The sequence below is a fragment of the Methylobacterium sp. ARG-1 genome (genome assembly GCF_001262595.1).
GTDB lineage: Bacteria > Pseudomonadota > Alphaproteobacteria > Rhizobiales > Beijerinckiaceae > Methylobacterium > Methylobacterium brachiatum.
In genome coordinates this window covers 16699-37692 of the sequence record NZ_LHCD01000006.1, presented here as the reverse complement: position 1 = coordinate 37692, position 20994 = coordinate 16699, and the positions used below count along the sequence as shown (strand labels likewise).

Annotated in this window: 21 protein-coding genes and 1 tRNA gene; 12 read left to right on the top strand and 10 right to left on the bottom strand. The window is 69.4% G+C overall.

What is annotated here, in order from left to right; genetic code table 11:
• Positions 1–2 precede the first annotated feature (2 nt).
• The 3 genes from AKJ13_RS08670 (at position 3) to AKJ13_RS08660 (ending at position 2910) form a co-directional block, all read left to right on the top strand.
• On the top strand, positions 3–1025 hold the full coding sequence (locus tag AKJ13_RS08670; protein ID WP_050732980.1) for a zinc-binding dehydrogenase: 1023 nt from the start codon (positions 3–5) through the stop codon (positions 1023–1025).
• A gap of 87 nt (positions 1026–1112) precedes the next feature.
• The gene (locus AKJ13_RS08665; RefSeq protein WP_050732979.1) at positions 1113–2129 is read left to right on the top strand and encodes a lipid A biosynthesis lauroyl acyltransferase; all 1017 of its coding nucleotides are present in this window, start codon (positions 1113–1115) and stop codon (positions 2127–2129) included.
• A gap of 7 nt (positions 2130–2136) precedes the next feature.
• On the top strand, positions 2137–2910 hold the full coding sequence (locus AKJ13_RS08660) for a DUF1223 domain-containing protein (protein ID WP_050732978.1): 774 nt from the start codon (positions 2137–2139) through the stop codon (positions 2908–2910).
• 10 nt (positions 2911–2920) lie between these two features.
• On the opposite strand, the gene AKJ13_RS08655 is transcribed toward AKJ13_RS08660, so the two are convergent.
• Entirely contained in the window at positions 2921–3142 is a 222-nt protein-coding gene (locus tag AKJ13_RS08655) for a hypothetical protein (protein WP_050732977.1), read from the bottom strand.
• Positions 3143–3325: 183 nt separating this feature from the next.
• On the opposite strand from AKJ13_RS08655, the gene AKJ13_RS08650 reads away from it, so the two are divergent.
• Together AKJ13_RS08650 and AKJ13_RS08645 are read left to right on the top strand one after the other, a co-directional pair.
• Positions 3326–4042 carry a DUF1194 domain-containing protein gene (locus tag AKJ13_RS08650; RefSeq protein ID WP_050732976.1) on the top strand — a complete coding sequence of 239 codons (717 nt, stop codon included), beginning with the start codon at positions 3326–3328 and terminating at the stop codon, positions 4040–4042.
• Between the two features lie 134 nt (positions 4043–4176).
• Positions 4177–5700 carry an altronate dehydratase family protein gene (locus AKJ13_RS08645; RefSeq protein WP_050733080.1) on the top strand — a complete coding sequence of 508 codons (1524 nt, stop codon included), beginning with the start codon at positions 4177–4179 and terminating at the stop codon, positions 5698–5700.
• Positions 5701–5844: 144 nt separating this feature from the next.
• Here AKJ13_RS08645 and AKJ13_RS32590 read toward each other — a convergent pair whose 3' ends face one another.
• Both AKJ13_RS32590 and AKJ13_RS32585 read right to left on the bottom strand, forming a co-directional pair.
• Positions 5845–6501: a hypothetical protein gene (locus AKJ13_RS32590; RefSeq protein ID WP_244471553.1), complete on the bottom strand. Its 657-nt coding sequence runs from the start codon at positions 6499–6501 to the stop codon at positions 5845–5847.
• A 69-nt stretch (positions 6502–6570) separates the two neighbouring features.
• Positions 6571–6891, bottom strand: a complete 321-nt coding sequence (locus tag AKJ13_RS32585; RefSeq protein ID WP_244471552.1) for a saccharopine dehydrogenase NADP-binding domain-containing protein — start codon at positions 6889–6891, stop codon at positions 6571–6573.
• Between the two features lie 2 nt (positions 6892–6893).
• Here AKJ13_RS32585 and AKJ13_RS08635 point away from each other — a divergent pair, with 2 nt between their 5' ends.
• Entirely contained in the window at positions 6894–8444 is a 1551-nt protein-coding gene (locus tag AKJ13_RS08635; RefSeq protein WP_244471551.1) for an aldehyde dehydrogenase family protein, read from the top strand.
• A gap of 57 nt (positions 8445–8501) precedes the next feature.
• Here AKJ13_RS08635 and AKJ13_RS08630 read toward each other — a convergent pair whose 3' ends face one another.
• From AKJ13_RS08630 to AKJ13_RS08610, 5 genes are all read right to left on the bottom strand, one after another.
• The gene (locus AKJ13_RS08630; RefSeq protein ID WP_050732975.1) at positions 8502–10094 is read right to left on the bottom strand and encodes an ABC transporter substrate-binding protein; all 1593 of its coding nucleotides are present in this window, start codon (positions 10092–10094) and stop codon (positions 8502–8504) included.
• Between the two features lie 400 nt (positions 10095–10494).
• Positions 10495–10788: a DUF2218 domain-containing protein gene (locus AKJ13_RS08625; RefSeq protein WP_039902563.1), complete on the bottom strand. Its 294-nt coding sequence runs from the start codon at positions 10786–10788 to the stop codon at positions 10495–10497.
• Between the two features lie 386 nt (positions 10789–11174).
• Positions 11175–12029 carry a Brp/Blh family beta-carotene 15,15'-dioxygenase gene (locus AKJ13_RS08620; RefSeq protein ID WP_050732974.1) on the bottom strand — a complete coding sequence of 285 codons (855 nt, stop codon included), beginning with the start codon at positions 12027–12029 and terminating at the stop codon, positions 11175–11177.
• A 104-nt stretch (positions 12030–12133) separates the two neighbouring features.
• Positions 12134–12883 carry a bacteriorhodopsin gene (locus AKJ13_RS08615; protein ID WP_050732973.1) on the bottom strand — a complete coding sequence of 250 codons (750 nt, stop codon included), beginning with the start codon at positions 12881–12883 and terminating at the stop codon, positions 12134–12136.
• A gap of 716 nt (positions 12884–13599) precedes the next feature.
• Complete coding sequence (locus AKJ13_RS08610; RefSeq protein WP_050732972.1) at positions 13600–15024, bottom strand: FAD-binding oxidoreductase; 1425 nt, start codon at positions 15022–15024, stop codon at positions 13600–13602.
• A gap of 139 nt (positions 15025–15163) precedes the next feature.
• On the opposite strand from AKJ13_RS08610, the gene AKJ13_RS08605 reads away from it, so the two are divergent.
• From AKJ13_RS08605 to AKJ13_RS08595, 3 genes are all read left to right on the top strand, one after another.
• The gene (locus AKJ13_RS08605; protein ID WP_050732971.1) at positions 15164–15859 is read left to right on the top strand and encodes a fumarylacetoacetate hydrolase family protein; all 696 of its coding nucleotides are present in this window, start codon (positions 15164–15166) and stop codon (positions 15857–15859) included.
• A gap of 10 nt (positions 15860–15869) precedes the next feature.
• Positions 15870–16334 carry an NUDIX domain-containing protein gene (locus tag AKJ13_RS08600; RefSeq protein ID WP_050732970.1) on the top strand — a complete coding sequence of 155 codons (465 nt, stop codon included), beginning with the start codon at positions 15870–15872 and terminating at the stop codon, positions 16332–16334.
• 108 nt (positions 16335–16442) lie between these two features.
• Positions 16443–16517, top strand: a tRNA-Gly gene (locus tag AKJ13_RS08595).
• Positions 16518–16701: 184 nt separating this feature from the next.
• Here AKJ13_RS08595 and AKJ13_RS08590 read toward each other — a convergent pair.
• Positions 16702–16902 (bottom strand): hypothetical protein, encoded by a 201-nt coding sequence (locus AKJ13_RS08590; protein ID WP_050732969.1) that lies wholly within the window; start codon positions 16900–16902, stop codon positions 16702–16704.
• A gap of 252 nt (positions 16903–17154) precedes the next feature.
• On the opposite strand from AKJ13_RS08590, the gene AKJ13_RS08585 reads away from it, so the two are divergent.
• The 3 genes from AKJ13_RS08585 to AKJ13_RS08575 all read left to right on the top strand — a co-directional run bounded on the left by AKJ13_RS08585 (position 17155) and on the right by AKJ13_RS08575 (position 19018).
• Positions 17155–17397, top strand: a complete 243-nt coding sequence (locus tag AKJ13_RS08585; RefSeq protein WP_050732968.1) for a hypothetical protein — start codon at positions 17155–17157, stop codon at positions 17395–17397.
• A gap of 40 nt (positions 17398–17437) precedes the next feature.
• Positions 17438–17653 (top strand): hypothetical protein, encoded by a 216-nt coding sequence (locus tag AKJ13_RS08580; protein ID WP_007561630.1) that lies wholly within the window; start codon positions 17438–17440, stop codon positions 17651–17653.
• 84 nt (positions 17654–17737) lie between these two features.
• On the top strand, positions 17738–19018 hold the full coding sequence (locus AKJ13_RS08575) for an O-acetylhomoserine aminocarboxypropyltransferase (protein ID WP_050732967.1): 1281 nt from the start codon (positions 17738–17740) through the stop codon (positions 19016–19018).
• 92 nt (positions 19019–19110) lie between these two features.
• Here AKJ13_RS08575 and AKJ13_RS08570 read toward each other — a convergent pair whose 3' ends face one another.
• A complete protein-coding gene (locus tag AKJ13_RS08570; protein WP_050732966.1) occupies positions 19111–20898 on the bottom strand; it encodes an acyl-CoA dehydrogenase C-terminal domain-containing protein in 1788 nt (595 codons plus the stop codon).
• Positions 20899–20994: the final 96 nt, after the last annotated feature.

Sequence of the window (20994 nt, the reverse complement as noted above, 5' to 3'; positions counted from 1 at the left end):
GTATGCGAGCCCTGCAACTATTCGGCGACCGCGACCTGCGCCTCACCGAGGTCGAGGCCCCCGGCGCACCGGGGCCGGGCGAGGTGCGGATCCGCATCCGCGCGGTCGGCCTGAACTTCATCGACGTCTGGGGCTTTCGCGGCATGGCCTTCGCCAAGCGGAAGATGCCGCTCATCGTCGGCGCCGAGGCGTCGGGCGTGATCGAGTCGGTCGGCCCCGATGTCACCGCGCTGGCCCCGGGCGACCGGGTCGTACCCTACGGAGCCATGACCTGCGGCCGGTGCCGGGCCTGCCGCGAGGGCCGCGACAACCTCTGCGAGGACGTGTCCGGCGTCATGGGCTTCCACATCGACGGCTTCGCCCGCGAGCTGGTGACTATGCCGGCCCGCCTTGCCGTGAAGGTGCCGGACGGGGTCAACGACACCGACGCCGCCTGCGCGGGCATCGCCTTCGGCACCGTCCAGCACATGCTGTTCGACAATGCCCGGCTGGAGCCCGGCGAGAGCGTGCTGGTCCATGCCGGCGGGTCCGGCATCGGCACCGCGGCGATCCGCATGGCCAAGGCGATCGGCTGCACGGTCTTCACGACGGTCGGCGACGATGAGAAGGGCCGCAAGGCGGCGGAGCTCGGCGCCGACCACGTCATCAACTACCGGACCGAGCGGTTCGAGGGCGAGGTGCGGCGGCTGACCAAGCGCAAGGGCGTCGACGTGGTGTTCGAGCATGTCGGCGCCGATACCTGGAACGGCTCGCTGCTCTGCCTGAAGCGCGGCGGCCGGCTGGTGACCTGCGGCTCGACCTCGGGGGTCTCGGCCACCATGAACCTGATGCAGCTGTTCCAGCAGCAATACCGCATCACCGGCTCGTTCGGCTGTTCGCTGGCGAATATTGCGCAGGCGCTCGACAAGATGGCCCTGGGTATCCATCCGGTCGTTGACACGGTCTACCCGCTCGGCGACTTCGCGCAGGGGCTCGAACGCCTCGAATCCCGCAAGGTCTTCGGGAAGATCCTCGTCAGCCTCTGAAACGTATCGCACGGCGCGGAAGATGGGTTAAGCTTCGCCTTATACGCGAACTGCCGGGCCTGCCCGCATCGTGCCCGGGAATCCAACGTGCTGCGCCTCGCCCTCATCCTTCGACGGTCCTTCCCGCGGCTCGCGGGTTTCGCCATGATCCCGCTGATCCGCGGCCTGGTCTGGCTGGCGCGCGCGCTCGGGCCGGATCGCGCCACCGCGTTCGGCGCCGTGCTGCTGCGCACGGTCGGGCCCCTGTTGCCGGCGCATCGCACCGCGATGGCGAACCTGCGCGGCGCCTTCCCCGACATGCCGGAGGCGGAACGGAAGCGGATCGCCCTAGAGGCCTGGGATAATCTCGGGCGGACGGGAGCCGAATACGCCCATCTCGACGCGCTGTTCGATTTCGATCCCGACTCGACGGAGCCGATGCGCACCGAGGTCGCCGGGATCGAGCACTTCGCCACCCTGCGCGATGACGGCCAGCCGGGGCTGATCTTCTCGGCCCATCTCGCGAACTGGGAGCTTCCGGCGATCTGCGCGGCCAAGTTCGGCCTGGATGCCACCGCGGTGTTCCGGCCGCCGAACAATCCCGCCGCCGCCCGGCTCGTCCAGGAGGTCCGCCGTCGCTCCATGGGCGGCCTCGCCGCGTCCACGCCCGGCGCCGTCTTCGCCATGCGCGACGTGGTCGAGAATGGCGGCCATCTCGGGCAGCTGATCGACCAGCATTTCACCCGCGGCGTGGTGGTCGACTTCATGGGCCGACCGTGCCTCGCCAACCCGCTGCTCGCCAAGCTCGCCCGGCACTACGATTGCCCGGTCCATGGCGTCCGCGTCGTCCGCCTGCCCAAGGGCCGCTTCCGCCTGGAACTGACGCCGCCCCTAAATCTGCCGCGGAACGCAGACGGGGTGATCGATGTCGCCGGCGCCATGCAGGCGATGACCGCGGTGGTGGAAGGCTGGGTGCGCGAGAATCCGGGCCAATGGCTCTGGATGCACCGCCGCTGGCGCCCGGACATGTTGCCTAAGACGAGAAAACAGCCCAATCAACCGCAACCGATAGTAGAACCTTCTCAAGCCAACGTGATTTCCCAGACAGCTTCCCAGACGCTCTGATGGCTTGATGACGCATCGGCACCGCGACCGTATCTGGATCGGCGAAAGCGGCGCGCTGTGCGTTGCCGCGTTGCTTTGCGCCGTCTCGGCCGCGGCCGAGGCGCGGGCGGAGCCGGTCCGCGCCGTGGTGGAGCTGTTCACCAGCCAGGGCTGCGGTGCCTGCCGGGGTGCCGACCCAATTATCCGCGACCTCGCCCGCCAGCCGGGCGTGGTCGCCCTGACGCTGCCGGTGACCTATTGGGACTATCTCGGCTGGAAGGACACCCTGGCCCTGCGGCCGCTGACCGAGCGCCAGCGCGCCTATGCGCGGGCTCGCGGGGCCCGGCAGGTCTTCACCCCGCAGGTCGTGGTCGATGGCGGCGGCTTCGCCGTGGGCTCGGACCGTCCGGCCCTCGAGCGGCTGATGCGGGAGGCCACGCAGCGCGGCGGATTGCCGATCCCGGTCCGCGGCGAGATCAAGGGCGACCGGATCGCCGTAGAGGTCGGGGCCGCGCCGGAGGCCAGGCCCGACACGCGCGGCGATGTCTGGCTGGTGCCGGTGCTGCGCAGCCGGGCCATCGCGATTCAGGCCGGCGAGAATGGCGGCCGGACCGCGACCTACGTCAATGTCGTGCGCGGTATCCAGCGCCTCGGCAGCTGGACCGGGCAGCCGACGCGCTTCGACGTACCCTGCACCCTCGCCGAGATCGCCGAGGCCGACAGCTGGGTAATCCTGGTCCAGGGCGCCGCGGAGGGCAGGCCCGGCCGCATCCTCGGCGCCGCCAAGGGACCGGGCCTGTAAGGTCTGGTGCCTAATCCAGCGTGATCGGGTTCAGGGGCCGACGGCCCTCCCGGCGGCGGCGTTCGTCCGACGCTCGCGCCAAGCCGCCGAGTTTCGCGTCGAGGCGCTCGGATGAGCGGCCGACCAGCCCAATCAGCGCGTCGAGCCCGCGGCTCAGCAGCGCGACGCTCCCGGTGACGCCTGCAACGAGCACGCGATCCGCGGCGCGATCGATCCAGTGAAAAATCCGCATGGTCCGTGTGTAGCCTTCGAGATCTGTGCGATGCCGGATGCATCCTGTTCCGTCCGCAGATAGCGCGGACCGGTCGGTGCGCTCTGCGACCGAACGCGGCATCGAACCGCCCGGGTGGCCGGGTCGTTGCCTGCGTGAGGCCGTCCGCCGAACCGCGTGGGCGCCCATCACCGAGTGTCGGCCATGCGGCGACGCCATCTGCTCTCCGGGATGCTCGCCGCCCTGTCCCTGGTCGGACGGCGCGCCGATGCCGCGGAGACTGGTGTCGACGTCCTTCTCGTGCTGGCGGTCGACGTCTCGCTCAGCATCAGCGCGGAGCGTTTCGCCCTGGAGCGGCGGGGTTATGCGGAAGCCTTCAGCGATCCGCGCGTCCTGCGGGCGATCACCGAGGGCAAGCGCGGACGCATCGCGGTGGCGCTGTTCGACTGGGCGGGGCCCGGGGAGCAGCAGGTCGCGGTCGATTGGATGGTCATCGCCTCGGCCGCGGATGCCGCGGCTTTCGCGGGGCGCCTCGCCGCGGTGCCGCGCCCCTTCTACGGCCGGACCGCCATCGGCTCGGCGATCGGCTTTGCCGCCATGCTGCTGGACCGCTCGCCCTACGCCGCCGAGCGGATGGTCATCGACATCTCCGGCGACGGCACCGGCAATGCGGGCCGCGCCATTGCGGAGGCCCGGGATTCGGCCGTGGCGTCGGGCATCACCATCAACGGCATCGTGATCGTCACCGACCCGGCCGGGATGCCGGGCTACCTGCGCGAGCACACCAATCCCCCGAGCGGGCTCGCGGCCTATTACCGGGAGACCGTGATCGGCGGCGAGGGCGCCTTCGTCATGACGGCCGAGGGGTTCGAGGCCTTCGGCCGGGCCCTGATCGCCAAGCTGGTGCGCGAGATCTCCTGACACCCGACGACATCCGGGCTCCCGCGTCACCCTCGCTGCTCGCGCCCTGCCTGCCGGGGCGCTAGGTTTCCCGCGCACGCACCCGGCGAGGCGCGGCCCAGGGAGGAACCACGATGCCGATCACGGTCGACAGGCTGTCCGCCTATCCCGTCATCACCCTGCGGCCGGACGACGGCGTGGCGGTCGCCCGGACGGCGATCGAGCCGGGCACGCCGGTGGCTCCGGGCATCGCCGCCGCCGAGCGGATCCTGCCGGGTCACAAGGTTGCGATCCGGCCGCATCGCTCCGGCGAGGCGGTGACCAAGTACGGGCAGATCATCGGCTTCGCCAAGGACGACATCGCCGCCGGCCGGCATGTCCACGTCCACAATCTCGGCATGGGCGAGTTCGCCCGCAACTACGCCTTCGGGGTCGATGCGCGCCCGACCCGGCTGGTCACGCCGCCGGCGACCTTCCAGGGCATCCGCCGGCCGGACGGGCGCGTGGCGACGCGCAACTATGTCGGCATCCTGACCTCGGTGAATTGCAGCGCCCACGTCGCCGACCTGATCGCCGACGCGTTCCGGCGCCACCCGATCCTCGGCCTCGATCCGCTGGCCCCCTATCCGAATGTCGACGGCGTGGTCGCGCTGACCCACAAGACCGGCTGCGGCATGGCGATGGGTGAGCCGCTGAAGCTCCTGCGCCGGACGCTCGCGGGCTATGCCCGGCACGTCAATTTCTCGCACATCGTGATGATCGGACTCGGCTGCGAGGTGAACCAGATCGGCGCCTTCCTGGAGGAGCAGGGCCTGGGCGACCGGATCCGCAGCATGAACATCCAGACGCTCGGCGGCACCCGCAAGACCGTCGAGGCCGGCATCGCATTCGTCACCGGCATCCTGGCCGAGGCCAACGTGGTCCGCCGAGAGCCCGTGCCGGCGAGCGAGCTGATCGTCGCTCTCCAGTGCGGCGGCTCGGACGGCTATTCCGGTGTCTCGGCCAACCCGGCGCTGGGGATCGCCAGCGACCGCGTGGTCGAGAACGGCGGCACCGTGATCCTGTCGGAGACCACCGAGACCTACGGAGCCGAGCATCTGTTCACCCGGCGGGCCGTGAGCCCGCTTGTCGGCCAGAAGCTCGTCGACCTCATGCGCTGGTGGGAGGAGTATACCCGCCGCGAGGGCTCGGAGATCGACGCCAACCCGTCGCCGGGCAACAAGGCCGGCGGCCTGACCACGATCCTCGAGAAGTCGCTCGGCGCCATGGCCAAGGCCGGCAGCACCAACCTTGTCGATGTGGTGCGCTACGCCGACCCTGTGACCGCCAAGGGCTTCGTGTTCATGGACACCCCTGGCTACGACCCGGTCTCGGCCACCGGGCAGGTGGCCGGCGGGGCCAATCTCGTCTGCTTCACCACCGGGCGCGGCAGCGTGTTCGGCTGCAAGCCGTCGCCGTCGATCAAGATCGCCACAAACTCGGCGATGTACCGGCGGCTGGAAGAGGACATGGACGTGAATTGCGGCACGATCCTCGACGGGGAGGAAAGCGTCGAGCAGGCCGGCCAGCGAATCTTCGAGCTGATCCTGCAAGTCGCGAGCGGCGAGCGGACCAAGAGCGAGCAGTTCGATTTCGGCTCGTCGGAATTCGCGCCCTGGCAGCTCGGGGCGACGGTGTGATCCGACTGCGGTCAGACGGCGTTTCGGGCCAGGGAACGCCGCTTTCCGTCATTGCGCTCAAAGCGCAGCAATCCACGGACACACCACGTTCGGAAATCGCGCGCAGCACTGGGTTGCTTCGCTGCGCTCGCAAGAACGGAGGGGTCAGAGGTCCGTCCGCACCACGTTCGGAAACCCCATAACGAAATCCGGTCCGAAAGCGGTGACGGGCGTATGGAAGCCGGCCGGCACCGCGCCCGACGCGACACGCCGGGCGATCTCCAGGGCGGTCAGGACCGTCAGCGTGTAGCCCTCGGGGGTCTCCATGCGGCTCGCCGCGCTTTTGCCGGTCCCATCCCAGGCCTCGGCCAGAAAGGTGCTGCGCGCCGTTGCCCGCGCCGTCTCGGAAGGGCCCGGCGGCAGCCGGTCAATGCCGCGATTGATCAGGCGCTGTACCGTCGGGCCGGCGATGATCCGGCGCAGGTCGGACGGCAGGCCCGCGGCGGCGGCCATGGCGGGAAACGCCTCGAAATAGACCGCGATGTTGGGGACCCGGGTCGAGTACCACGCGCTCGACACATCGCCCCAGCCGAGCCCGACCGTGCGCCGGGCGCCGCGGCCGAAATCGGCGCTGCCGCGGGGCGGGCTCGGCAGTTCGACGATGCGGCCGTCCCGGCGAACCCGCGTCCCCCAGGCGATGCCCTCGACCATGGTGCGCGCGGTCCCGCGGCTGAAGCCGCCGAATCCGCCAATCGAGATGCGCAGATGCGTGGCGCTCGGTAGCCGCTTCGCCACATGGGCGGCGAGGCAGTCGCTCGGCACCACGTCGAAGCCCGCCGCCGGAAGCAGGACAATGCCGGCGGCCTTCGCCTCGGTATCCCGGGCGGCCAGCTATTCCAGCACGTCGATCTCGCCGGTGATGTCGACGTAATGCGCCCCCGCGGCGAGGCAGGCCTCGGCCATGGGTTGCGCGGTCTTCGAGAACGGTCCGGCCGCGTGGATCACCGCGGCGATGCCGGCGAGCATTTCGCGCAGGCGGCCGGGATCGTCGAGGGGCGCGGCGCGCCAGTCGAGGCCGAGCCGGGCGGCCAGCGGCCGGAGCTTGTCGGGGTCGCGCCCGGCCAGGATCGGGCGCAGGCCCTGCGCGACGGCGTGTTCGGCGAGCAGCGTGCCGGTGTAGCCGGAGGCGCCGTAGATCAGGATCTCGGTCATGGATGCCCCTGTACCATGGCGGGTGTCCGTCTCCGCAGGGGCGACCGCTGGCCAAGCCCGCCGCGGAGACGCCGCTGATCGCCGCCGAGGCGATCCGGGTGCTGCACGCGGCTGGCGTGCCGGAAGCTGCGCTGCAGTTTCTGCCCGGGCCCGGCGAGGTCGGCGCGGCGCTCATTGGAGACGCGCGGGTGCAGGGTGTGATGTTCACTGACTCCACTGCGGTGGCCAAGATGATCCAGCGCCGCCTGGCCGAGCGCCTGACCCGGGACGGCGAGCCGGTCCCGCTGGTGGCCGAGACCGGCGGTCAGAACGCCATGGTGGTCGATTCCTCGGCGCTCGCCGAGCAGGTGGTGGCCGACGTGATCGCCTCGACCTTCGATTCCGCCGGCCAGCGCTGCTCGGCCCTGAGCATCCGGTGCCTGCAGGAGGAGATTGCCGACCGCACCCTCGCGATGCTCAAGAACGCCATGCGCGAGCTGGTTCTGAGCGATCCGCGCCGGCTCGCGGTCGATGTCGGGCCGGTCATCACCCGGGTGGCGGCCGAGCGCATCGACGGGCATGTGGCGGCGATGCCGGCGCGCGGCTTTCCAGTCCATCAGGTCTCAATGCTGGCCGAGGCGGCGCACGGGACCTTCGTGCCGCCGACGCTGATCGAGATCGCCCGCGCCGCCGACGTGGAGCGCGAGGTGTTCGGGCCGGTCCTGCATGTCCTGCGCTACGCCCGCGCCGACCTGGACCGGCTGCTGACCGAGATCGACGCCACCGGCTACGGCCTGACCTTCGGCCTCCACACCCGCATCGACGAGACCATGGCCCTGGTGCTCGGGCGCATCGGCGCCGGCAACCGCTACGTGGACCGCAACGTCATCGGTGCCGTGGTCGGGGTGCAGCCCTTCGGCGGGGCCGACCTGTCCGGCACCGGGCCGAAGGCCGGCGGCCCGCTCTATCTCGGCCGCCTGCTGAAGCGTCCCCCGGCCGCCGCCCTCCACGGGCTCACAGGCAACGAAGGCTTGAGCCGGCGCTACGGCGCCTGGCGGCGCGCCCGGGGTCACGGGGCGCTGGCGAATCGGCTCGCCGCCGAGGGCTGTCCGCACGGCGCCGGAGTCGAGCTGGCCGGACCGGTGGGTGAGCGCAACCTCTACACCCTGCATCCAAGCGGGCGAGTCGCGGCCGTCGCGGAGACCGAGACCGGGCTGCTGGCCCAGCTCGGCGCGATCCTCGCGACCGGCGACCGGGCGGTGGTGATCGGCTCCGGCCACGTCGTCGATCTGCTGCGCGACCTGCCGGAGGATTGCGCGACCCGGATCGAGCGGGCATCCGACCTCGACCGGGCCGGCGCCGTGCGGGCGGTGCTGTACGAGGGCGATGCGCCGGGCCTGCGCGCGCTGAACCGCACCCTGGCCGAACGGCCCGGGCCAATCGTCCAGGTCCAGGGCCGCACGCAAGAGGCGCTCGCGGCGGGTGATCTCTACGCGCTGCCCGGCCTGATCGAGGAGCGCGCGACCGCAATCGATACCGCGGCCGGCAATGCCAGCCTGATGGCGATCGGCTAGGGTATCGTCCCGACAGTGGGGCGCCGGCTTTCGGACCAAGACGATGCGTCGAACCGCTCACGCCGATCGACGCAGGTTCCAGAACAGCGGCAGGCCGGTGAGCATGCCCTCCAGGTCGCGCCGGTAGGCGGTGGGCTGGAAGTATTGGCAGCAGGGGATGTAGGCGCCGACCTCGAGCGCCCGGGCCTGGATCTTGGCCGCCAAGGCCTTCTGCCCGCCGAGGTCCGGGGCTGCGAACCAGGCGCCGCGCAGCTCCTCCAGAGGCGCGTCGGTGAGCCAGCTCGGGACGCCGGCGCGGCCGTTGCCGCGGGCCGCGAGGTGATAGGCCGGCGAGATCATGTCGAGGCCGCCGGAGAAGATGCCGAACATCGACCAGCCGCCCTGGTCCAGCGGCTTCGCGTTAAGGATCCGCTGGTTCACCGTGCCCCAATCGGTGGCGACCACGTCGAGGTTCATGCCGAGCTTGCGGCAGAGATCGGCCATCACCTCGCAGACCGCGTTGATCCGCGGCACGTCGGTGCCGGCGAGCAGGACAACCTTCTCGCCGTTGTAGCCGGCCGCCGCCAGTGCCTTCTTGGCGGCGGCGAGGTCGCGTTTGCTGGTGAGCACCTCCATCCCCACGTCGGAGGCCATCGGGCCGCCGGCGGTGAAAATGCCGACCGGGCCGCGCCGGATTGCAGGATCGCTGCCGGCCACCGCGTCCATCATCTCGGTCTGGTCGACAGCCGACAGCAGCGCGCGGCAGATCTTCGGGTTGTCGAAGGGCGGCAGGGTGTGGTTGAGCCGGATCTGGCCGATCAGCCCGGTGGTTTCCACGAGCTCGACGCGCACGTCCCGCTGGCGCAGCAGGTCGGGCACGAGATCCACCAGGGGCTGCTCCCACCAGTCGATCTCGCCGGAGCGTAAGGCTCCAGCCGCCGTGGCGCCGTCGGGAATCGTGCGCCACTCGACCCGGTCGAAATGGGCGATCCGCGGCCCGGCGGTGAAGCTCGGCGTGCCGTCCTGGCGCGGACGGTAATCCTCGAACTTGCGGTAGACGTTAAGCGAGCCCGGCACGCGCTCGGCCGCGACGTAGCGATAGGGCCCGCTGCCGATCATCTCCGGCACGGCCTGGGTGGCGGGCGTCGCGCTCAGCCGCTCGGGCATGATCACCGGCAGGTAGGAAGTCGGCTTCGCCAGGGCGTCCGGCAGCAGCGGGAACGGCCGCTTCAGACGGAACTGCACCAGGGTATCGGACGGCGCGGACAGCTCGTCGACCGTCGCGAACAGGGCGCCGCCGAAGGCATCGCGTTGGGACCAGCGCTTGAGGCTCGCGACCACGTCGCGAGCCAGCACCGGCGTGCCGTCATGGAAGCGCAAGCCGTCGCGCAGGGTGAGGCGCCAGGTCAGCCCGTCCGGCGACACGTCGTGGCCCGCCACCATCTGGGGCTGGGCGCGGTAGGACGCGTCGAGGCTGTAGAGGGTGTCGAACACCATCAGCGCATGCGTGCGCGTGACGTAGTTGGTGGTGATGATTGGATCGAGGAGCGCCAGGTCGGCGTAGGGCACGAAGCGCAGCGTGGTGGCCGAGGCGGCCCGGACCAGGGCGGGGTGTGCCACCGCACCGGCGATCATGGCGCCGGCGCCTTGCAGCAGGGTGCGTCGCTTCATGCTGTCGTCCGCTCATATCCTGGGGTTGCCGACGCTGCCGCGCGCGGCTCACCCCAGTTGCAAAGCCTACGCCAGCAACCGGCCGAGGGATATTGTAGGGCCGAAAGAGGCCACCCGGTCTGTTCTCGGACGGATCACATCCACACGACGGAACGCTCCGCAAACGCGGCGCCCGCTTTTCCAGGGCGGTCTCTCGTACCCAGACGGACGATGGGACGACCGGCCTCTCCCGCTGCGGGAGAGGGAACCTGAGCCTCGCCCTGCGGCGCAAGTGCGACGGTGGCGGCGCCGGCGCTCACCGCAACGCGGGGCGACGTGTCGTCGGCCGAAAGGCGGACGGAGTCGCGAGGGGCCGATCGCCACCTTTCCGACGTTGCGCCGTCGCCAATGCCGAAAAGAATCAGGCTGCGCGGGACCAGCGGATGTCGCCGAGGCTCTCGCGGAAGGCAAAGCGGGCTAGGTGGTCGGCGACCACGTTCTCAAGGCGGGTGAGGTTGACCGGGTCGGCGCTGTCGATGCGCATCACCAGGGCGTCGGGCTCCGCGTCGAAGGTGCAGACGCGGTCCTCGCCGAACGGCACGGTGCCGTGCTCGGGGGTCGCCTCGACCTTGAACTTATGGCTCCAGTGCCGGCAGAGCTGCTGCAGGTAGCGGCTTGCCTCGGCGGTCTGCACACGGGCCTGGGAGGTAGGCATTCCGTCGGTCTCCAGAAAAATCAAAAGCTGTCTGCGGTGGCCGTCTGATCACTGATCTCGCATATGCGAAATGAATGAACCCTGAGCAAGGACCATGCCTAGGCGGGCGCGGGCGTCCCCGGCATCTGAATTGAGGGTCGGCCCGAAGCGTTAGCAGGCGCTTAATGCCCGGTCCGGCGGCGGCACACCGTGCCGTCACGGCAACTCCTGCACCCGCCGCCGTGCCGAATTATGGCGCGCCGCACAAATTTTGTCCCGGGCTGCGACGGTGATCCTCGGCCTGCGAAGTTCGAGGATAAGTCCGATCGCAGAGGGAAGGGCGGTTCGCACATTCAGGTGGCGCAACACATGACAGCCTCAACCGCTGCGACAACTGAAGGGTGCCCTCATCGGCCCGGGAAAGACGTGGCCGGCTGCCCGGCCGCGATGCGGTCCAGGATGACGTGGGGCACGGTCAGCGCGGACAGCATCTGCAGGGTCAGGGTGAGCAGATTGGCCACGTCATCGTGGGCTCCTGGGGCGTAAAGCGGCCAAAGCCCCGCACCGATCAGAAGGGTCAGCGCAAAGACCGGCAGCGAGGCCAGACTTGCGCGCCGCATCGTATCGATGCCGGGTGCCTTGATCGGGTCCTGCACCAGCGCGCGCATGTGCCGTGGGCCGTGCAGGCCGACGAAATACAGGGTGAAGGCGGTCAAGGGCGGTAGCACCCAGAAGGCAACGGCCAGAAGGATCATCTCGGTCAGGACGGCGCCACGCGGACGATGTGTGAGGAGCCAGCACGCCGTGACGGCGAGCCAGAGCCACGCCGATGCGGTCCACCAAGCCGGCAGATGAGGCATCCACACACGAGCGACACAGGCAAAGATGTCCGCCGTCTCATCGGGCCGAAGCAGGGCCGGCAGGGCGACCGGGAGTCCCCCACGCACGATCGCCTCGAAGGGCCGGCCGGGGCCCGCATCCTCCTCACCGAAATGCAGGACCGAGAGGGCCAGGAAACCCGCGAGGGTCGCCAGGGGTGCAACCTGCCAGGCCAGGAGGACCAGCGCCGAGAGCCCGAGATACGGAATGGCGAAGATTCCGAACCACGCCCGACCGTAGCGCGGGCGCAGCAGGGGCGCCGCGATGGCGCCGTCGAGGGCCCCGTGGGGAACCCCAAGCAGGATGACGACCGTCAGCGCCACGAGCCAGGCGATGTCGCGGGGCAGGAGCGCCGAGGCCGTGAGCCCGAGGACGAGCAGCACGCCAGGGACTCGTCGGAGCGCAGCCCCCGGCGCTTGGATGCGTCGACGGCTCGCCCGGACAGCCTCCCGTTCGGAAAGGATGGACGACGCGGCCGCCATCTGCGTCAGGCCGCCCGGCGCAGCGGTGCCGCGGGGCGTCCCTCCGCGAGATCGCGGTCGACGGCGCGGGTCGTCTCCATCGTGGCGAGGATGCCGTAGACGACCTTGGCCGTGAGATCGAGGATCGCGATCACCGCCAGGGCGAGGGTCGGCGACAGGAAGCCCAGGCCGTCCTGGCCGACCAGCAGAACCACGGGGTAGGCGCACCAAACCGCGGTGAGGAAGACCGCGTTGCGCCGGAAGGCGGTGCGCACGTCGGCGCGCTCGCCGGCATTCTCCTCTCGCAGCTGCACGAAGATTCCGTAGAACACAGCTCCGAACGCGCCGCAGGAGATGGCGAACCAAGTCCACTTCACTGCCGCGACATCGGACAGGCCGAAGGCCAGGGCCGTCACGATCATGATCAGGTCGGAGCCTATCAGCCCCCAGACGACGGCCGGGCGGCGCATCCCGGAATGCATCGCCGTACGCGAGAGCCCGACAAGCAGTAGCGGCGTCGTGAACGTCCAGTCGATGTATCGGGCGAAGTAGAAATGGCGCGCCGCCTCGGCCGCATCGGGGCCGGCGGGGAGGACGAGACTGCCCTGGCCGGTCGCCATCGCGAAATAGGAGCAAGCCGCGATGATCGGCACGATCCCGTGAATGATCCCGTCGGCTTCCTCGGCTGGCGTCCGCCGCTTTGCCAGGAACAGGATGACGGCTGCACCGGCCGCCATTCCTACAAAGCCCAACCAGAGCCAGAACTGAGGCGTCATCAAAATCTCGTTTGCACAGGGATGGAAGTCACGCCGCTGGACGTGCGGCCCCTGCCCAATCGGCCTGGATGAGGATCGTTGCGTAGGACCGCGGTCACAGTCGAGTGAGATGCCACTCCTAGCGGCCTGTCCGGCGCGGTTCGGAAACGCTCCCGCTCAGCTGCGGAGAAGGCGACAGGCCGGCGATTCCACGATCGCCGAGCAGGGCTCCCCGCGAGTATATTTTATAGTTTGGTCAACCGTTTGGCCTAACGCGACGCTGGTCGCGCGACATAGGCGCGTCTTCCGGCGTGACGACGGACGAGCGGACGGCGTGGCAGGACGAAGGGTCGCGGAGGCATCCGCCGCTTCGGATGGCGGATGTTCGAGGGCTTATCAGCCGTTTGGCAATCTGCGTCGCTCTCGCGAGCCCGACATCGAGTGCTGCCAAGGGCGCAAGCTTGCGGTTTCGCGGTGGTTCTGGATCCGAGCCTATATTGTGCGGCTTCGGAAGATGGAGCGGCGTCCAGAACGGTCTCCACCAGAAAAATCTTCCGTCGGCGGGCAGGCGGAACGATCCTCTGTCCACCTGTTCGGATCGGGAGGTCCGACGCGCTTCGCCCCAAGGCCGCCGAAGTCGCTCGCCGGATCTACGGCGACGCGGCCGAATGCGGCCTGCGCCCCGTGGTCCTCGCAACAGAATTCGGCTGTCAGGCTCGGTCAAACGGCTGAGCAGCTCAGCTCGGGATAACCTTCCCGGGATTCATCAGATCCGCAGGGTCGAGCGCGGCTTTAACGCGACGCATCAGGTCGAGCCCGACGGGATCGCCGTAATGCGCGAGCTCGTCGCGCTTGATCAGGCCGACGCCGTGCTCGGCCGCGATCGAGCCGCCGAGCCCATGCACGATGTCGTGGACGATCCGGTTGAACCGGCCCCATTCCGCCAGGAACGCGGCGCGGTCCATCGCTTCCGGCTGTGTCAGGTTGAAGTGGATGTTGCCGTCGCCGAAATGTCCGAAGCCGCAGGGGCGCAGGCCCGGCAGCGCCGCGACGCAGGCCGCACTCGCCCGCTCCAGAAAGTCCGGCAGTTTCGACAGCGGCACCGACACGTCATGCTTGATCGAGGCGCCCTCGCGGGTCTGAGCCTCGGGCACGCCCTCGCGCAGGCTCCAGAGCGCGGTGTTCTGGGCGCCGCTCGTCGCGATGGTCGCGTCGGCGATCAGGCCGGCTTCCAGCGCGTCGCCGAGGGCGGCTTCCAGCTCGGCCCGGGTATCGGCATCGGGCCGCGCCGACGAGACCTCGATCAGCGCGTAGGCGCCATGCTCCCCGGAGAGCGGCCGGACCGTGCCTGAGACGTGGCGCAGCACGATCTCCAGGGCGAAGGGCGGCAGGTACTCAAAGGCCGTGAGATCCCGGTCCATCCGGGTCCGCAAGGCCACGAACAGGTCGAGGGCGGCGCGCGCCGAATCCAGCCCCACGAAGGCGACGCTGGTAGAGCGCGGCCGCGGGAACAGCTTCAGCACCGCCGCGGTGACGATACCCAGCGTCCCCTCGGAACCGATGAACAGCTGCTTGAGGTCGTAGCCGGCATTGTCCTTCCGGAGCGCCTTCAGCCCGTTCCACACCCGGCCGTCGGCCAGCACGACCTCCAGCCCGAGGACGAGATCCCGGGCATTGCCGTAGGCCAGCACCGCGATGCCGCCGGCATTGGTGGCGATGCCGCCGCCGATCCGGGCCGAGCCCCGCGACGCGTAGGAGAGCGGGAACAGCAGGCCGGCCCGCTCGGCCGCATCCTGCACCTCCGAGAGGATCATCCCAGCCTCGACCGTGATCGTGGAATCCACCGGATCGACCGCGCGCAGGCGGTTCATACGCTCCAGGGACAGAACTACGCCGCCCTGTGGGATTCCGCTTCCGGTGAGCCCGGTATTGCCGCCGAGCGGCACCACCGCGATGCCGGCCTGCGTGCAGGCCCGGACTGCGAAGGCCACCTCCTCGGTGCTGCCCGGGCGCAGCACCGCCAGCGCCGAACCGGTGAACAGCTTGCGGCTTTCGACGAGATAGGGGGCGAGATCTTCGAATTCGGTCAGCACATGGCGCGCGCCGAGCCCGTCGCGCAACGCGCTGAGCAGCGTATCGTGGGTGGAGGCTGGCAGCGTCATCGACGAAATTTTGTAGACCAGGCCGGGCGGGTTGCAAGCGTCGGGATGGCGCGGGCCTTTGCACGCCTTACAACGCTCCTGTAACCCCCCGGGGCCGCCACGCGCCCGGATCCCCGCACGCCCGAAAGCCGAGGCCGCGATGCTGTCCGTCATCCAGAACCCACCCCGCATCGCCCTGCCGATCGCCGGCAGCGGCGACCTGTTCCCGGTGCGCCGGGTCTATTGCGTCGGGCGCAACTACGCCGCCCATGCCCGCGAGATGGGCGCCGATCCCGATCGCGAGCCGCCGTTCTTCTTCATGAAGCCGGCCGACGCCCTGCAGATTGTCGGGCCTGAGCCGGCGCCGCACATCTACCCGCCGCAGACGCGGAACTACCATTTCGAGGTTGAGCTGGTGGCGGCTCTGGCGGGCGGCGGCAGCGACATCCCGGTGGCGGACGCCCTCGACCACGTCTACGGTTACGCGATCGGCCTCGACATGACCCGGCGCGACCTGCAGGACGAGGCCAAGAAGCTGTCGCGGCCCTGGGACCTCGGCAAGGCCGCCGACCATTCAGGCCCGATCGGTGCGCTTTTCCCCGCCTCGGCGATCGGCCATCCGGCCAGGGGGGCGATCACCCTCGCGGTGAACGGCGAAATCCGCCAGACGGGCGACCTCGCCGACATGATCTGGTCGGTGGCCGAGCAGGTCGCCTACCTGTCGCGCTACTTCACCCTGCAGCCCGGTGACCTGATCTTCACCGGTACGCCGTCGGGCGTCGGCCCGGTTCAGCGCGGCGAGCGCATGGTGGCGGCAATCGCCGGCCTGGGTGAGATCACCCTCGACGTCATCTGACGCGCCGAGGATGCTCCTCGACCGCCCGTTCCTGCGGCGCCTGTTCCACCTCGGGTCGCTCGCGTCCCGGGGGATGACGCTGGGCGTGCGCGGTGTCGCCCTCGACGGCCAGGGCCGCGTCGCCCTGGTCCGCCACACCTACATCAGCGGCTGGCACCTGCCCGGCGGCGGCGTCGAGCGCGGCGAGACCGCCGTCGGCGCGATGGAGCGCGAGTTCCGCGAGGAGGCCGAGATCGTCCCGAAGGCGCCCCTGCGGCTGCACGGGCTCTACCGCAACGCCGCCGCCGCACCCCGCGACCATGTCGCGGTGTTCGTGCTGCCGGCCTTCGCGGTGATGCGCCCCAAGATACCCGATCGCGAGATCGCCGCCTGCGCCTTCTTCCCCGCCGACGCCCTGCCCGAGGGCACCACCCGGGCGACCCGCGCCCGCCTGCGCGAGATCCGAGAGGGCCTCCCGCCGGACCCGATCTGGTGAATCGTCACGAACCCGAAAAAGGGCGCTTGCGTCGCCCGGCGGAATGGTGTTTAGAGAGCGCCGCCGGGGGCCGCCGGCACGCAAGTCCAGGCGGCCAGGCACTAGTGAGCGGGTGTAGCTCAGGGGTAGAGCACAACCTTGCCAAGGTTGGGGTCGAGGGTTCGAATCCCTTCGCCCGCTCCAGTTTTCCTTCCCAACCAGGATCTCGCAAAACGCCCACACGGGCGTTTTTGCTTTTGAGGCCGAGCGCGTCGTCGTCGTGCGACTTGCGGAAACCTTCGAGCGGACCGCAGGATCCGCGTGTGAGATGAACGCAATCCGCAGAAGCGGAGCTGGATCCCGTCTCGCTTCTGCGAAGGCGACCGGCTCAGCCGCGCACGCCGTCCGCGAAATGTTCGCGGATCCAGCACTCCCCCGAGATTCGGGCGCCGTTCTGCGTCACGAACGCGTACGGTGAGTGCTCGACGACCGCGCCCCCGCCGGCCCGGATGATCCAGCGGAAGCACCGCGGATCGCGCGCGCAGGGAATGACTTCGACGCTGTGGGCGGGTATCAGATCACTCGACATGGTGGATTAACGTGTCACGCCGGAGATCCGCTCCAACCGACGTGGCGGCGCAGTTACTTAAGTGTGCAACCGCACGCTTGTCGGAGTTGCATCGGCAAGCTGGTTCTTTCGGAGATCCGTTTGCCGTGACCGCCCGACGAGAGGACGGCGCGGCGAGGACCGCCTGCAAAGTCCCGCGTCCCCGCAAGGATTTATGCGGCCGCGCACCAGCTTGGTGACCATTTCCCATCCTTCCGCGACAGAGGACCCGGCATGCCGATCAAGGCGCTCAACGACCGCAAGAAGCTGTCGAGCGATTTTAACGAGGCCAACGACGCGTTCATCGACGAGGTGCTGAAAGCCCTCCAGTCCGGGCAGATTCCGATGGATCTCGCCCGCGCCTACCTCGCGCATCCGGTCGCGATGATGCACACGGATGGCGCCCAGGCGGTCGCCAACTACTTCGACCGGATGCTGGCGCAGCGGCCGAACATCGACTGGACGCCGGGCGACTGAACGGCTCGGGCCGGCACTCGGGCCTTGAAAAGGATAGCGGATGACCGTCGACGAGGTCGAAGACCTGAAGCGCGCACGCGGTGCCCTGGCGCGGCAGAGGAACGCCATTGCCAAGCGTCTGGGCGGGATCGACGTCGCCCCGATCTCCATGGCCGAGGACCTGACCCGGACCTTGCTGGCGATCGAGGCCGTGGACCGCGCGCTGGTCGATGCCGGGCAGCCGCACGTCGATATCGGCGCCTCGCACGACGCGTAGCCGAATCGGGCCGGGCGCCGGTGGGAACCTTGCGCGCCGCACCGGGCCGGGCATACAGGCGGGACGGTGCGAGGAGACCAGACGATGACCGACCGCCTGCCCGGCTTCAACACCCTTGCGATCCATGCCGGCGCCGCGCCCGACGCAGCCACCGGCGCGCGGGCGACGCCGATCTATCAGACCACGAGCTTCGTGTTCGACGATGTCGACCACGCCGCCTCGCTGTTCGGTCTCCAGGCCTTCGGCAACATCTACACCCGCATCACTAACCCGACCAACGCGGTGCTGGAGGAGCGCATCGCGGCGCTGGAGGGCGGCACCGCGGCGCTCGCCGTGGCCTCGGGCCATGCCGCCGAGTTCCTGACCATGCACGCGCTGATGCAGCCGGGGGACGAGTTCGTCGCCTCGAACAAGCTGTATGGCGGCTCGATCAACCAGTTCAACCACTCGTACAAGAACTTCGGCTGGTCGGTGGCCTGGGCCGACAACGACGACCCGGCCTCGTTCGAGGCGGCGATCACGCCGCGGACCAAGGCGATCTTCTGTGAGTCCATCGCCAATCCGGGCGGCGTCATCACCGATATCGCGGCGCTGTCGCAGGTCGCCAAGAAGCACAACATCCCGCTCGTCGTCGACAACACCATGGCGACGCCGTACCTGATCCGGCCGTTCGAGCACGGGGCCGACATCGTCGTGCACTCGGCTACCAAGTTCCTGGGCGGGCACGGCAACTCGATCGGCGGCCTGATCGTCGACGGCGGCTCGTTCCAGTGGGCCGGCGATGCCCGCTACCCGATGATGAGCCAGCCCCGGCCGGAATATTCCGGCATGGTGCTCGCCGAGACCTTCGGCAATTTCGGCTTCGCGATTGCGTGCCGGGTGCTCGGCCTGCGCGATCTCGGCCCGTCCCTGTCCCCGTTCAACGCCTTCCTGATCCTCAACGGGATCGAGACCCTGCCGCTGCGGATGCAGCGCCATTCCGATAACGCCCTCGTGGTGGCCAAGCACCTGGCGCAGCACGAGGCGGTGGCCTGGGTGAGCTATCCGGGTCTCGAGACCGACCGCTACCACGCACTCGCCAAGCGCTACACGCCCAACGGTGCCGGCGCGGTCTTCACCTTCGGGTTGAAGGGCGGCTACGAGGCCGGGGTGAAGCTGGTGTCGAACCTCCAGCTGTTCTCACACCTGGCCAATATCGGCGACACCCGGTCTCTAGTGATCCACCCGGCCTCGACCACGCACCGCCAGCTTACCGATGCGCAGAAAACCGCCGCCGGCGCGGGCCCCGAGGTCGTACGGCTGTCGATCGGCCTTGAGGATCCGGCCGACCTGATCGAGGATCTGGACGGCGCGCTGCGCGCCTAAGGTGCCGATCCGATCACGTCGCCTCATCCTGAGGTTCGCCCGCGGAGCGGGCGTCTCAGGATGACGGGTCGAGGAGGGACTGCAGGTCGGGGTTAGAAGGCCTCGTCCGCCAGCGCCATGGTGGTCTCCGCCCCGGCCTTGATCCGCGCGAGGCGCAGGCCGGTCTCCGGCAGCATCCGCTCCATGAAGAAACGGCCGGTCGTGAGCTTGGAGTCCCAGCGGGGCGAGGCCGACTCGGCGTTGCGCGCCTGGGCTGCCTTGGCGATCCGCGCCCACATGTAGCCGAGGGCGACCAGGCCGAAGAGGTGCATGAAGTCCGTGGCGCCGGCGCCGGCATTGTCGGGCTTCGAGAAGGCGTTCTGCATCAGCCACATCACGGCGCCCTGGAGGTCGTTCAGCCCGGCCTGGAGCGGCTGAGTGAACGGCGCCATCGCTGGATCCTCGCCGTGGTCCTTCAGGAAGGTCTGGACCTCGCCCAGGAAGGTCATCATCGCCCGGCCGCCGTCCTTAGGCAGCTTGCGCCCAATCAGGTCCATGGCCTGGATGCCGTTGGCACCCTCATAGATCATGGCGATGCGGGCATCGCGCACGAACTGCGACATGCCCCATTCCTCGATATAACCGTGGCCGCCGAACAGCTGCTGCGCATCGACCGCGTTGGCGAAGCCACGGTCGGTGAGCACGCCCTTCACCACCGGGGTGAGCAGGCCGAGATGATCGTCGGCGGTCTGGCGCTCCTTGGCGTCCTCGGACCGGTGCAGGATGTCGGCCTGGAGGGCGGTCCAGAGCATCAGGGCGCGGGCGGCTTCGTTGAAAGCCCGGATCTGCATCAGCGTGCGGCGGACATCCGGGTGGACCAGGATCGGATCGGCGGCCTTGTCGGGGGCCTTGGCGCCGGTCAACGCCCGGCCCTGGAGCCGCTCCTTCGCGTAGGCGACGGCGTTCTGGTAGGCGACCTCGGACTGGCCCAGCCCCTGGACGCCGACCGCGAGCCGCGCCTCGTTCATCATCACGAACATGGCGTTGAGGCCGCGATTCTCCTGGCCGACCAGCCAGCCCGTGGCGCCGTCGTAATTCATCACGCAGGTGGCGTTGCCGTGGATACCCATCTTGTGCTCGAGGGAGCCGCAGGACACGCCGTTGCGGGCGCCGAGCGAGCCGTCCGGGTTCACCAGGAATTTCGGCACCACGAACAGGGAGATGCCCTTCGTGCCGGCCGGGGCGCCCTCGATCCGGGCGATGACCAGGTGGACGATGTTCTCGGCGAGGTCGTGCTCACCGGCCGAGATGAAGATCTTGGTGCCGGTGAGGCTGTAGGAACCGTCGCCGTTCGGCACCGCCTTGGTCTTCAGGAGCCCGAGATCCGTGCCGCAATGCGGCTCGGTCAGGTTCATCGTGCCGGTCCAGGCGCCCTCGACCATCTTGGGCAGGTAGAGCGCCTTCTGCTCCTCGGTGCCATGGACGAAGAGCGCGGCCATCGCGCCCTGGGTCAGGCCCGGATACATCCCGAGTGCGAGGTTCGCCCCCGAGGCGAATTCCTGCATCGCCGTGTTGATGGTGTGCGGCAGCCCCTGGCCGCCGAACGCTTCCGGGACCGCGAGGCCCATCCAGCCGCCCTTCGCGTAGGCGTCGTAGGCCGCCTTGAAGCCGGTCGGCGTCCGGACGCTGCCATCGGGCTCGCGGCGACAGCCTTCGAGGTCGCCGGCCCGGTTCACCGGGGCGAGGACTTCTTCGGCGAGCTTCGCGCCCTCGCGCAGGACAGCCTCGACCACGTCCGGCGAGGCGTCTGCGAATCCGGCGAGGTTGTCCCGGTTATGGAAGCCCAGGACATCGTTGAGCAGGAACAGCGTGTCGTCGACCGGAGCGCGGTAGTGCGGCATGGCGGGATCCCCCCTCGCTCAGGCTGATGCCACCACCGGCCTGCCCGTTTGCGAGCATCTAAGCGCGCCGTCGCGCCAGGAGCAACGGTTTTGCCG